The 13,180-nt window shown below is 35.5% G+C and carries 13 protein-coding genes and 1 pseudogene; 2 read left to right on the top strand and 12 right to left on the bottom strand.

Translation table 11 applies throughout. The annotated features are described in order from the left end of the window. Window positions 1-6 precede the first annotated feature (6 nt). The 3 genes from DOK81_RS05390 to DOK81_RS05380 all read right to left on the bottom strand — a co-directional run bounded on the left by DOK81_RS05390 (window position 7) and on the right by DOK81_RS05380 (window position 3,236). Window positions 7-1,056 carry a glycosyltransferase gene (locus tag DOK81_RS05390; protein ID WP_206909129.1) on the bottom strand — a complete coding sequence of 350 codons (1,050 nt, stop codon included), beginning with the start codon at window positions 1,054-1,056 and terminating at the stop codon, window positions 7-9. 186 nt (window positions 1,057-1,242) lie between these two features. Next, on the bottom strand, window positions 1,243-2,970 hold the full coding sequence (gene ptsP, locus DOK81_RS05385; RefSeq protein ID WP_206909127.1) for a phosphoenolpyruvate--protein phosphotransferase: 1,728 nt from the start codon (window positions 2,968-2,970) through the stop codon (window positions 1,243-1,245). After that, on the bottom strand, window positions 2,970-3,236 hold the full coding sequence (locus DOK81_RS05380; protein ID WP_002287602.1) for a phosphocarrier protein HPr: 267 nt from the start codon (window positions 3,234-3,236) through the stop codon (window positions 2,970-2,972). Before DOK81_RS05380 ends, ptsP begins: the two co-directional genes overlap by 1 nt. A gap of 579 nt (window positions 3,237-3,815) precedes the next feature. Between DOK81_RS05380 and DOK81_RS05375 the strand changes: the two genes are divergently transcribed. Further along, window positions 3,816-6,053, top strand: coding sequence for an ATP-dependent Clp protease ATP-binding subunit (locus DOK81_RS05375; protein ID WP_206909303.1), 2,238 nt, complete (start codon window positions 3,816-3,818; stop codon window positions 6,051-6,053). A gap of 213 nt (window positions 6,054-6,266) precedes the next feature. Continuing rightward, window positions 6,267-6,590 carry a DUF1827 family protein gene (locus DOK81_RS05370; protein WP_206909125.1) on the top strand — a complete coding sequence of 108 codons (324 nt, stop codon included), beginning with the start codon at window positions 6,267-6,269 and terminating at the stop codon, window positions 6,588-6,590. Between the two features lie 142 nt (window positions 6,591-6,732). On the opposite strand, the gene DOK81_RS12280 is transcribed toward DOK81_RS05370, so the two are convergent. From DOK81_RS12280 to DOK81_RS05325, 9 genes and pseudogenes are all read right to left on the bottom strand, one after another. Continuing rightward, window positions 6,733-6,987, bottom strand: coding sequence for a flagellar motor switch protein (locus tag DOK81_RS12280; RefSeq protein WP_242589911.1), 255 nt, complete (start codon window positions 6,985-6,987; stop codon window positions 6,733-6,735). 400 nt (window positions 6,988-7,387) lie between these two features. Beyond that, a pseudogene (locus DOK81_RS12435) lies at window positions 7,388-7,949 on the bottom strand (AraC family transcriptional regulator); the annotation flags it as partial. Between the two features lie 120 nt (window positions 7,950-8,069). Next, entirely contained in the window at window positions 8,070-8,612 is a 543-nt protein-coding gene (locus DOK81_RS05355) for a ClbS/DfsB family four-helix bundle protein (protein WP_206909123.1), read from the bottom strand. A 172-nt stretch (window positions 8,613-8,784) separates the two neighbouring features. Next, window positions 8,785-9,162 carry an HsmA family protein gene (locus DOK81_RS05350; RefSeq protein ID WP_206909121.1) on the bottom strand — a complete coding sequence of 126 codons (378 nt, stop codon included), beginning with the start codon at window positions 9,160-9,162 and terminating at the stop codon, window positions 8,785-8,787. A gap of 18 nt (window positions 9,163-9,180) precedes the next feature. Next, a complete protein-coding gene (locus tag DOK81_RS05345; protein WP_206909119.1) occupies window positions 9,181-9,600 on the bottom strand; it encodes a DUF2871 domain-containing protein in 420 nt (139 codons plus the stop codon). A 9-nt stretch (window positions 9,601-9,609) separates the two neighbouring features. After that, on the bottom strand, window positions 9,610-10,020 hold the full coding sequence (locus DOK81_RS05340) for a hypothetical protein (protein ID WP_206909117.1): 411 nt from the start codon (window positions 10,018-10,020) through the stop codon (window positions 9,610-9,612). Between the two features lie 44 nt (window positions 10,021-10,064). Continuing rightward, entirely contained in the window at window positions 10,065-10,619 is a 555-nt protein-coding gene (locus DOK81_RS05335; protein WP_206909115.1) for a TetR/AcrR family transcriptional regulator, read from the bottom strand. A 252-nt stretch (window positions 10,620-10,871) separates the two neighbouring features. Further along, window positions 10,872-11,198 carry a hypothetical protein gene (locus DOK81_RS05330; RefSeq protein ID WP_206909113.1) on the bottom strand — a complete coding sequence of 109 codons (327 nt, stop codon included), beginning with the start codon at window positions 11,196-11,198 and terminating at the stop codon, window positions 10,872-10,874. Window positions 11,199-11,446: 248 nt separating this feature from the next. Beyond that, entirely contained in the window at window positions 11,447-13,024 is a 1,578-nt protein-coding gene (locus DOK81_RS05325; RefSeq protein ID WP_206909111.1) for a peptide chain release factor 3, read from the bottom strand. Window positions 13,025-13,180 lie beyond the last annotated feature (156 nt).

The raw sequence follows: 13,180 nt of genomic DNA, 5'->3' as shown, positions 1-13,180 counted from the left end.
TCCAAACTACCTTTTCATTGATTTACTTTTTTTAACCTCTAAAGGTGTTCCTTGTTCCTCCAACACCGTTTCATAAACTTTTTGAAGTTCTTGGCCAATTCGCCCGATGCTTCGCTCCTCAGCTGTTTTATAGCCAGCTTGCACTAAACTTGGAATCTCTTTTTCAGTTATTTGTCTGATTTTCTCAATAAATTCTTGATTCGTTCGTCCCATATAACAGTTTTTACCATCTTGTAACCAGCCTTCATAAACTGGAATATCTCTAACTAAAACATTTTGTTGACTTGCTAACGCCTCTAAAACAACGATTCCTTCCGTTTCTTCATAGGAAGGAAAGAAAAACAAATCTGCACCAGAATAAGCACCTTCAATGACATCTCCACGAATATAACCAGGAAATATAACATTTTTTGGATGATCTTCTTTGACGATTTTTCGAATATTTTTAGGGATCGAGTACATCGGTACATGACCAAACCAAATAAATGTGTACTCAGGCATTTCTCTAGCAATTTCAACGAAGTCAATGATTCCCTTTCGTTCAAAAAATAAGCCAACACAAATCACTACTTTTTGATTTGGAGATAAATCGAAATATTCTCTAAATTTTTGTTCTTTCGTAAGATCCGGTTGATATTTATCTAAATCAATCCCATTGGAAATCGCACGAATGGGAACTTCAATTCCGTAGCTTTCCAATAACCTTTTAGAATATGGCGTAGGTGTAATCAAATAGTCTGCCTTTTGGTACAAACTCACTAGATATTTTTTGACGACAGGAGATAATTGGTTAGATCCAATAAACGAATTGCGAAAGTCTTCTTCTGTCGAATGTGCATGATAAACAACCTTTTTGCCATCTCTTCGTGCTTTGTTAACCATATTATGACTATTGATACCATAAGTATTAATGTGCAAAATGTCATAGTCGTCATTGGTATCTAAGGTATAGGGAATCCCTACATCTGACAAAGCACGCTTTTGATGATCAAGCGCACGTCCAATCCCAGATTTTGCAAGTATTTTTTCACTTTCAAAATATAATAATACTTTCACCTTACGTCCCCCTTCTCCTCTATAGTATAACATAGCCATGAAACTGTCACTCAAACTTAAGCCCTATTTTTCAACAACTTTAAAAGTAAGCGATTCAATTGAAAAAACTAATTCGATTTTGAGAAAACAAAAAAGTGTTAGAAATCTCACTAAATTAGCGAAATTTCTAACACTTAACAATCAAACTTATTTTACGTATTCATTTACAAGCTCAACGACTTCTTCCATTGTATCGCAGTCTTTCAACGCGCGATCAGCAAGTTCAGCCATTTTCGTTGTATCTAAACGTTTCATCAAGCTACGTGTTTTGAGGATAGATGTTGCACTCATTGAGAACTCATCTAAGCCCATACCAACTAATAGAGGCACGGCTGTTTGATCTCCAGCCATTTCTCCACACATTCCAGCCCATTTGCCTTCAGCATGTGCTGCGTCAATTACGTTTTTAATTAAACGTAAGATTGATGGATTGTAAGGTTGATATAGATATGAAACACGTTCGTTCATGCGGTCAGCAGCCATAGTATATTGGATCAAGTCATTTGTACCTACTGAGAAGAAGTCAACTTCCTTAGCAAACTTGTCAGCAATAACAGCTGCAGCAGGAATTTCAATCATAATTCCGACTTGGATCGTATCAGATACTTCCACGCCTTCATTGATTAATTTTTGTTTTTCATCTTCAAAGATTCCTTTTGCTGCACGGAATTCTTTCAAAGTAGCTACCATTGGGAACATGATACGCAAGTTACCATGAACAGAGGCGCGTAATAATGCACGCATTTGTGTGCGGAACATATCGTCACCTTGTTCAGACAAGCTGATACGTAGTGCACGATACCCTAAGAATGGGTTCATTTCGTGTGGTAATTGTAAGTAAGGCAGTTCTTTGTCCCCACCGATGTCCATTGTACGAACAACAACAGGTTTACCTTCCATACCTTCTAAGACAGCTTTATAAGCTTCATATTGGTCATCTTCTGTAGGGAAGTCTGGAGAATCCATGTATAAGAATTCTGTACGATAAAGACCAACAGCTTCTCCACCGTTGTTATGAACACCAACTAAATCTTTTGGCGTTCCGATATTTGCAGCCAATTCAAAATGCTTGCCATCAGCTGTAACTGTTTCAGCATTTTTTAATTTTTCCCATTCTGCTTTTTGTGCAGCATAAGATTCGCCTGCTTTAGTAAATTCAGCCTTTTGTTCGTCTGTTGGTTCGATGATGACGTCACCTTCGATACCATTAACAGCCAACATTTGGCCTTCTTTTACTTTAGCAGTGATTTCTTTTGTTCCAACGATTGCTGGAATTTCTAAAGAACGAGCCATAATCGCAGAGTGAGAAGTACGTCCACCAATATCAGTCACAAAAGCTTTAACGAATGTACGATCTAATTGAGCTGTGTCACTTGGTGTCAAATCATGGGCAACAACGACAACTTCTTCATTGATCATTGAAGGATTTGGCAAGTTCACACCTAATAGATGCGCTAAAATACGTTTTGCAACGTCACGAATATCAGCAGCACGTTCTTGCATATAAGCGTTGTCATCCATAGCTTCAAACATGCCAATATACATATCAGTTACTTCTTTAAGAGCTGATTCAGCATTCACACTGTTATCTTTAATATTTTGCTTGATTTGACCAATCATTTCTGGGTCTGCTAGAACCATCAAATGAGCATCAAATACTTGCGCTTCTGCTTCACCTAAGCTTTGCGCTGCTTTTTCACGAATTTGTTGCAATTCTTCAGTAGATTTTGATAATGCCGCATCTAAACGAGTTTCTTCAGCATCTGTATCTTCTACTGTTGTCTTACTGAATGATAAATCCGGTTGAACTAGCAGGTAAGCTTTTGCAACGGCTACACCGTCACTAGCGGCAATCCCTTTTAGCATTTCAACCATTATTCAGATAAGCCTTCTTTCTTCATTGTTTCTACGATAGCTGCCATAGCGTCTGCTTCGTCAGCACCTTCAGCTGTAATTGTAACGTCAGAACCTTGACCTACACCTAAAGACATAACGCCCATGATAGATTTCAAGTTTACTGATTTACCTTTATACTCTAAGTTTACATCAGAGTTAAATTTGCTTGCTGTTTGTACTAATAATGTAGCTGGACGTGCGTGGATCCCAGTTTCTGCTACTACGTGAAATTCTTTCTTTTCCATATTGATCGGTCTCCTTTAAGTGAGTGTTGTTTTTATGTGAGGGTTTTCTTTTTTAGCAATCCAGAAGATTTCTAATAAAGCTTTACCCTTTCATTTGTAAAGATTACCATTTTTTGTCGACAGATACAACAGTTTTCATTCAAATTCAGCGAAAAGTATTTTATTTAAACTTCTTTTCTTTTCGTTATTGGATTTACTCTTTCGCATTCGTCCATTGATTGCGTTTCCAACAATTACCAAGTATTTTATCTTCTTTTTTTTTGACAAATCACACAAATTTTTTACTCCCTACCTTCTTAATAAAAAGAACAAAACTTGTTATGTAGCTTCAAACATCCTTTCTACTAGACATGCCTTTATTACGCTAATTTAAATACAGAATTGATTCGAGTAAAAATAGTTGATTCTCTTCTTTTTTTTAGTATAATAAATTCAAAGGTCAGAAATGGTCAATAGACTTTCCTTACCTTCTCAACTAACTAATAATTGGAAAAAAGATAAGTGTTTTCTTTTTACCTCTTGAAATATGCGTTGTAAAATAAAGATGCAACCCATTTTGTGAAAGGACGTGAACAACACATGCTTTGTCAAAATTGTGGCAAAAATGAAGCAACGATTCATTTATACGCAACAGTTAACGGACATCGTGCGCAATTAGATTATTGCCAGAGCTGTTATCAAAAAATCAAAAATCAAAAAAATGGAGGTCTGACAAACATGGCCCAAAACGATCCATTTGGATTTGGTAGTCTTGACGATCTATTCCGTTCAATGTCTAATCAAATGCAACAACAAGGAAATAGTTATGAACAAACACCACCTACTCAATTCGGTGGTGGAAATAATTTCAACGGTGGACAACCCCCACAAGGAAATCCTGAAGGTTTACTTGGAGAATATGGCATTAATATTACCGAGCAAGCTCGCCAAGGTGACATCGATCCAGTCATCGGTCGTGATGAAGAAATTAAACGCGTGGTTGAGATCCTCAACCGCCGAACAAAAAATAATCCTGTTTTAATTGGTGAACCTGGTGTTGGTAAAACAGCAGTTGTTGAGGGATTAGCGCAAAAAATCGTTGATGGTGATGTTCCTCAAAAACTGATGGACAAAGAAGTCATTCGTCTGGATGTCGTTTCTTTAGTTCAAGGAACTGGCATTCGCGGTCAATTTGAAGAACGCATGCAAAAATTGATTGAAGAGATCACACAAGCAGAAAATGTCATCTTATTTATTGATGAAGTTCATGAGATCGTCGGTGCAGGTGCTGCTGGCGATGGAAACATGGATGCTGGAAATATTTTAAAACCTGCTTTGGCTCGTGGCGAGCTTCAAATGGTGGGTGCTACGACTTTGAATGAATATCGAATTATTGAAAAAGATGCTGCACTCGAACGTCGGATGCAACCTGTCCGCGTCGATGAACCAACTGTTGATGAAACAATCAGTATTTTAAAAGGTCTACAAAAACGTTATGAAGACTATCATCATGTAAAATATACTGATGAAGCAATCAAAGCTGCTGCTGTTTTATCTAATCGTTACGTGCAAGATCGCTTTTTACCTGATAAAGCAATTGATTTATTAGATGAAACTGGTTCAAAGAAAAACTTAACTATTCAAATCGTTGATCCAAAAACGATTGATAAAAAATTACAAGAAGCTGAAAAACAAAAAACACAGGCTTCTAATGAAGAGGACTTTGAAAAAGCAGCTTATTACCGTGATCAAATCAATAAACTGCAAAAAATGAAAGAAAAACAAATCACTGATGAAGAAACACCCGTCATCACAGAAAAAGATATGGAAAAAATCGTTGAACAACGCACAGGCATTCCCGTTGGCGAATTAAAAGAAAAAGAACAAACACAGCTTAAAAATCTTGCAACGGATTTGAAAGCACACGTTATCGGTCAAGACAATGCGGTTGAACGCGTTGCAAAAGCGATTCGACGTAATCGTGTCGGCTTAAGTAAAAAAGACCGCCCAATTGGTTCATTCTTATTTGTTGGACCTACTGGTGTTGGAAAAACAGAACTTGCTAAACAGTTAGCTTTCGAGTTATTTGGTTCTGAGGATTCAATGATTCGTTTCGACATGTCTGAATACATGGAAAAACACAGCGTATCAAAATTGATTGGTTCCCCTCCTGGCTATATTGGTTATGAAGAAGCAGGTCAATTAACTGAAAAAGTCCGCCGCAATCCATATAGCCTAATCTTGCTTGATGAAGTTGAAAAGGCACATCCAGATGTCTTACACATGTTCTTGCAAATTTTGGATGATGGTCGTTTGACAGATGCACAAGGTCGGACAGTCAGCTTCAAAGATACGATCATCATTATGACAAGTAATGCTGGCACAGGTAAAGTGGAAGCAAATGTTGGTTTTGGTGCAGCGAGAGAAGGCGTTACTCGTTCTGTCTTGAATCAATTAAACAATTATTTCACACCAGAATTCTTGAACCGTTTTGACGGTATCATTGAATTCAGTGCTTTATCAAAAGAAGATTTGATGTCAATCGTTACTTTAATGCTGAACGATGTGAATGATATGTTAGCAGTACAACAACTTCATATTGAAGTACCAGAAAATGTCAAAGAAAAATTAGTTGATCTAGGATATGATCCATCCATGGGCGCACGTCCACTTCGTCGCACAATCCAAGAACAAATTGAAGACGGAATCGCGGAATTTTATCTAGATCATCCAACCATTCATGACTTGAAAGCCAAACTAGATAAAGAAAACCGAATCGTTATTACATCGAAACCTGAACGTTTGGCAAAAGAATCAAACTCTGAAACTGCCGAATAGTCAGCAACTAAAAATTTTTGCAGTATTCACTCGAAAAAGAAGTCGAGCTTTCTTCCATTTGTTTTACAAATTTCTTAGAAAGTTCGGCTTTTCTTCTTCATTTATTTTCAAATAACAATGCAAATTACTTTTCATTTTATGAGAAAAAAATTATAATTAGGTAAATAATTCTGTTACTTATGTACTTATGCGTAAAGAAGAGAGGTGAGCGCCATGAAATTAGTAAACGTGACGAATAGCCATTCACGCCTTGTATTAAATCAATTAGAAAATACCGACGCACATATGGTCAAAGTTTATAGCATGGGAAATACCACAGTTGTCTATACTGAAGCACCTGGACACAATGAAATTTTGCTAGTGAATCATAAGCGAAATATCCGCCAAAATGAAATTCAAGAAGTACAAAAATACTTCTTGAATAAACTCCATGACGCAGACTATCGCAAAGAAGACATCACAGTTATCGAACTTGAAGGTATGGTTGAGATTTCTATTCCAAAACAACCATTGGGACAAGAATTAGCATATAATTAAAAAATAAGCCTGATCTACTTGAATTGTTCATCAATTCTTATTGATCAGGCTTATTTTTTCTGTTTTTCTTAATTTGAGATAATCATGTTTTTCTATATTACCATTCATGTATACATATAATGGTAGCTAGTCGATTCTTTTCTCACTGATTTTCTTTTACAACATTCGGCTTATCTCTTGATTTTTTTGTTTCTTTGAAGCTTTGTTCTTTTTGACTTTTCATATCCTTTTGATTGTTAACTTCTGGCTTTCGAGTTACTCCGCTAACTATTTTTTTGATTTCGCTACTGATTGCCTGATTTTGATCCCAATTTTCAATATCCAATAGTCGGCACAGTCTTAACATCTCCGTTTTTTTCTTCAATTTTCGTTCTCGTTTTTGCCACTCTGTCTCCATTATTTTCCACCTCACTTTCCTTTTTTAAGTTTATATACGCAAAAAAGAAAAAATTTTTTTCTTTTTAAATTTTTTTTGAGAAATCGTATAAAAAAATCAATACTCTTATTCCTAGTAAAAAATCAAGAAATATTTTTTACTATTGTGATTGTGTGAGTTCCAATTTATTTTATAGTAATTGATTCTATCTCGTCGGTTTATTCGATTAAACCAAAATAAAAAGGTTGGAATTTAAATTCATCCCAACCTTGTGTAACAAAATTTTAATGTCCTTGGTATCAATCTCACACTTATTAATCATTGCTTATTTTTTGGTAACTACTAACCAGATTTCACTAGCCAAATTCTCTTGATCATTTGTCCAGCCAATCATAGGGGCCAACCTTCTTGTTTCTGCTAATCTTCCCTCATCAAAATGATAAGAAGCATTTACTACTTGGTGAGAATATAGGTCACCTAATTGGTGCATCTCTTCCCGCTGTTTTTTGGTGATTGATTGTGCCAATTCAACAATTCTTTGGTTTTTCTCCCTCAAAACTGGATGGATACACGCTTAGACACACCTACCAGTTGCTTTTCAATTTTGAATTCCATCGAAATTCCTCCTCTTACTTCAATATAAAATGAAAGTTTAGGAAAAGATTTTTGGATTTCTATTTTTCTAATCTCTGAAGGCAAATAACCACTCCACTTTCGAAAAGCTCTTGAAAAACCTTCAACTGTCTGATACCCATAACAAAATGCAACTTCAGTAACTCTCCCCCCTGAAATCAAGTCTTGATTTACTAATGCCAGTCTTCGATTTTTGATGTATTCCGCTAAAGTCATGCCAACAACAAATGAAAAAGTTCGTTTTAAATGAGAGTCAGAAACCTCATCTGTTGAGCAATTTCAGTCAACAAAAGTTCGCCTGTTAAGTTTTCTTCGATATAATCAATTAGTTTGTTTAAGTTTTGAAACATCTTTTCCTCCTAACTTCATTAACAGGTTACTCTTTTGTCAGTGACTATACTTGATTTTAGCTAGACATTTTTAGTCGATTTTTCATGAATGAAGTAGTTTAATACATTTAAATATCAAATTTATTGCTTATTTTTGATATGTTGATTGATTTTTTTTATTGCCCACTCATAGTGACTAGAAGTCGAAGAGACGCAATAACTACCTAATGTCGAATTTCCTGTCCAGCTTAACTGATTTTTTACAAATAATTCTTCATTTGTAAAAGAATTGATTACCGTCATCACTTCATGATGACTCTGCTTCAACAAATCTTTTGCTTGCTCCAGAGAAGTGGTTTGGTGCTTTTCAACAAATGCCTCATTCATTTCGCCATACGTTCGCCAGTTATACGGTGATGGTAGAAATGAAACTTCTTGACCAGCTTGATTTTTTTTCACCCAATTTACGAGCAATTGATGCCATTCACATAAATGAATAAGAACGTCTCGGATATTTTTATCTCGACGCCAATGTTGTTCTTTTTTCTTGGACAAAAATGCTTCGTCAAAAGTAAATGGTGCCTTCTGTTCCTCTTCGGTCAACGTATTTACCAACTCCATCAATGCAACAAATTGTTCCTCCGCAAGGAACATCAGATCTGTCTTCTTTTTCGGCCTCGCCATTCTTAATCACTCCTTGAAGTCTATTCTTGATAAAATCATAACAAAAAAGTGCGCTATTTGTCGCTTGTTAACTAATGAATTCAACCTTTAAAGAATAGAAAAGAGAAGGAGATTTTTTTATCTCCCCCTCTAATACTGTTTTTTATTTCTTATACTTTTTTGACAAAACTCCTTATTGATTCATCCCAATAAAAATACCTAAAACAAAGGGAACTAACCATGCGATCCAAACAAATAAACTAAATCGATGAAATGTCTGCTTGGCTTTGTCGTCTTTTTTGATCAAAATAATTGTTGCCCAAATTGCATGGAAAGCCATTAATAATAATGCAATTAATCCTGTTACGCTATGTAAGTTAAAAGTAAAACCACGACCAAAAATTTTACTCATAATCGTTGTTCCAGCAGTATCAAAAACAAAACCAAACCAGAAAATCAACGCGTGCCAGTTCAACAATATACCTGTTTTTCTTTCGGCAAATACTCCAATCGTATAAAATGTTAAGGCTAAAACCATACAACTAATTGCGGCAATTAATAAAGTTGACATCTACATTTCTCCTTCTTCCTACATTTCATTAAGTATTTCTTTTTTTATTGCTAATAACACCATCAACAATGCCACTGCGACTCCAATATGCGATAAGCCTGCAACTCCAGAAATCATTGCATCCATACTCGTAGAAATCACTCGTTGCTGAACTTGGAGCATCCCTCTAACAACCATCATTACAATCATCAAAGGAAAAGAAATGTTATACAATAGATAGAACTTTTTGTACAGTTTATTTTCTTCCATATGTGTCAGTTTTAAAAAAACTGCCATCAATAAAAAGAGTCCTGTTCCCAAAGCAAATAAATGAGTATGGACAACTGCCAAAACAGTTTGCCCCGTAAAATCATTCAACTTGGTAATTTCTCGATAAAAAACACCGCTACTCATTGCTAGAACAAAATAAACAATTGCTGTATTCATCACTTTTTTCATATTTTCTGCTCACTTTCTATTTGTATTAAAGTAGTTATACCCAAAAACGATACCTGCCAAAAACAATGCAGATCCCAGACCACTATAAAAAATAGCAATAAATTGCTCAGGTAATAGCTGAAACTTTCGGATACCAAGGCCTCCAAGAATCATGATTGCCATGATACTAAATGATTTGGCATCAAAAAAATTTAAAAAGAACTGCTTTTCTTCGTTCAGTTCGCTGATTCTTTGGGTATGTTTTTTTACCAAAGGTCCAAATACCATGAACCAAAAGATCAAAAAAACAAAAGTGGATACACTTATATTCACTATTTCAACATAACTTTGATAAGCATCTATTCCAATCTTTGCGACATTAAAACCTGCAAATAGCCAAACTAAACTTGCAATTAATAATAATTGTGTTTTTTTTACCATAAGTACTCCTTGTGAACAACGTTCATTTTGCTTTAAATTTTTTACTAATAAATTGAGTTGCGGATGAGTTGTAATAAATTTTCGTGTTGTTTTTCGCTAATCATCGTATAAAGAAATAGCTCAAATATATAATCAACATATTCTTCCATCGATAAGTGATGATTGAACACATTGCCTCGAACCTGTGAATCTTTTTGTAATGCCTGGAGCATGCCTTGCTTGATATGGTTCCAATAAGTTTCCATCAATTCTGAACCCATTGCTTGATCTTCCACGGGCATAACTAACGCATGTGCCGTAAAAAAATTAGGATACGTTTTTTTCCCTTCTTCGATACTTTTTAACAAAGCTGCTAAACAGTCAAGAAAGTTATCAAAGTCGAAAGATGTTTCAGACAAATGAAAGATTTCCGCCCAAATGCTTCCAATTGTTGCAGACAGTAAATGACTTTTTGAAGGGAAATAATTATAAACAGCGCCAACAGAGATGCCGCTTTTTTTTGCTAAAGAACGGATATTGACCGCCTGAATTCCTTGCTCTTTCACAATTTCTTTGCAATAGCTGATCAGTGCTTCTTTTGAGCTAACAGCATTATTCATTACTCTTCCTCCTTCAACATGAACAACGTTCATATTGATGATACTAGAATTTCTTTTAGACGTCAACTACAAAAAGTTGAATCATAAGCGAAAGTTGTTTTTCATTTGCTCATTTTATATTCTAAAAAAAAGATTGCTTGTGACCATTTCAATTACACAAAAAAAGCCCATCATAATTGGACTTTTTTATAACAACTTTTAGTTAAATATTTCTTTTGATCCATTAAGTTAAGGCTTTTTCAATCACTTATATTAGCGGTGTCCCCGACTTTTGATTTTTACTGCACCAATCGTTACGATCGTTGCTATCAACAGAGTGATTCCACCAATGACCATGAAAGAAGTATAGTCAACATAACTATGATCGAAAAACATTTCAATACTAAAAATACTAAAGAAAATCAAATAGACCAAGATGAACAGTAGCCAGTTTGGCAAACGGAGTTTTGAAACAAGCGACATCCCTGCAAAGAGCAATAAAAATGTGTATGTTGTTCGCATGTTACGAAATAAAAAGCGATGATTAATCAGGTCGAACAAAGCTTCACCTGCTGCGACTATCGTAACAACTACGATCATTCTATAAATTGGCGATTTCTAAAAAAAATGATCTCTTTTCCGAATCATATTTGAGCACCTCACACATTTTTATTCTGTGTATCCAATCAAAACGCAGTTCTTTTATACTTTGATTATTTATTTCATTCTAGCACGGGAATGTTTCGGTTAGTTCAAACAAAAAAGTCCTTCTTCATCAAAACATGATGAAGAAGGACTTTTTATTGGTGTAGCATTTCTATTATTTAAAGCTGATTTATCAGCAATTTTTATAGTAAACTTTTCAGTTCAACATCTGGATATTTATCACTGAACCAACGCATCGCAAATTGATTTTCGAACAAGAATAACGGTTGATCAAAACGATCACGTGCTAAAATATTTCGACTGGAACTCATCTTTTCATCCAAATCTTCTGGATTGATCCAACGAGCAATTTTGTTCCCCATAGGTGTCATGATAACTTCTGAATTGTATTCATTCATCATCCGGTATTGGAAAACCTCAAATTGAAGTTGTCCTACAGCTCCAATAATATATTCTTCAGTCAAATAAGTTTTGTATAACTGGATCGCACCTTCTTGAACCAATTGTTGGATTCCTTTGTGGAAAGATTTTTGTTTCATCACATTTTTCGCTGTGACTTTCATAAACAATTCTGGTGTAAATGAAGGTAGTTCTTCATAAGCAACTTTCAATTTTCCTTCATACAAAGTATCTCCAATTTGGTAATTTCCGGTGTCGTAAACCCCAATGATATCACCTGCTACTGCATTTTCGACGTTTTCCCGTGCATCTGCCATAAACTGGGTAACATTACTTAATTTTAGTTTTTTACTTGTACGTTCTAAAAAAACATCCATCCCACGTTCAAATGTTCCTGAACAAATTCGCACAAAAGCAATTCTATCACGATGTGCAGGATTCATATTTGCTTGAATCTTAAAGACAAACCCTGAAAATTCTTCTTCATAGGGACTAATGACTTGTTCATCCCGAGTTTTATGTCCATGGGGTGAGGGTGCTAAGTCTACAAATGTTTCCAAAAATGTCTGCACACCGAAGTTCGTTAACGCTGAACCAAAGAAGACAGGTGTTTGATCACCACGTGCAATTTTTTCCGCATTGAAAGCATCGCCAGCTTCTTTAACTAACTCGACTTCTTCTAATACTTGTGAATAGATTGAATTTTGAGTCAATGGATGATTGTCTGGCAATAAGCCATCTTCATCTAGTTCAACTAAACGCTCATCGTTATAGTTTTCAGGACGGTAAAATTCTACACGATTATGGTAGATATCATACAAGCCTTCCAATCCTTTTCCCATCCCAATTGGCCAGTTCATTGGGTAAGACTCGATATCTAATAATTCTTCTAGTTCCTCAAGTAGTTCAAGTGGTTCGCGACCATCGCGATCGAGTTTATTGATAAAAGTAAAAATCGGAATACCACGTTTTTTGACAACTTTAAATAATTTTTTTGTTTGTGCTTCGATCCCCTTTGCACTATCAATTACCATCACTGCACTATCGACAGCCATCAATGTTCGATAAGTATCTTCAGAGAAGTCTTCGTGTCCCGGTGTATCCAAAATATTGACACGTTTTCCTTTGTAATCCAGTTGCATCACTGAACTGGTAACTGAGATCCCACGTTGCTTTTCGATTTCCATCCAGTCAGATTTAGCAAAGTTCCCTGTTTTTTTCCCTTTGACCGTACCGGCTTGGCGAATTGCACCACCAAACAAAAGTAATTGTTCAGTAATCGTCGTTTTCCCCGCATCCGGATGGGAAATAATCGCAAATGTTCGGCGATTATCAACTTGTTGTTTTAATTCCTTGTTCATAGATTAACTCCGTTTCTTCATCATTTATTTACTGTTTCTGCGAATACCTAATAGTCTCGTCTTACAACTAGATTAGTATATCATGTATTTCTTGAATGAAACAGTCAGTGAGTGGATAAATTCAAAAAGAAGCCGTGACTTTCATCACAGCTTCCC

Origin of the sequence: Enterococcus sp. DIV0660C, from assembly GCF_017316125.1 — a bacterium.
In the GTDB taxonomy this organism is placed as follows: domain Bacteria; phylum Bacillota; class Bacilli; order Lactobacillales; family Enterococcaceae; genus Enterococcus_B.
Note: the sequence above shows the minus strand (reverse complement) of the source record. Positions and strands in the feature narration are given on the sequence as shown.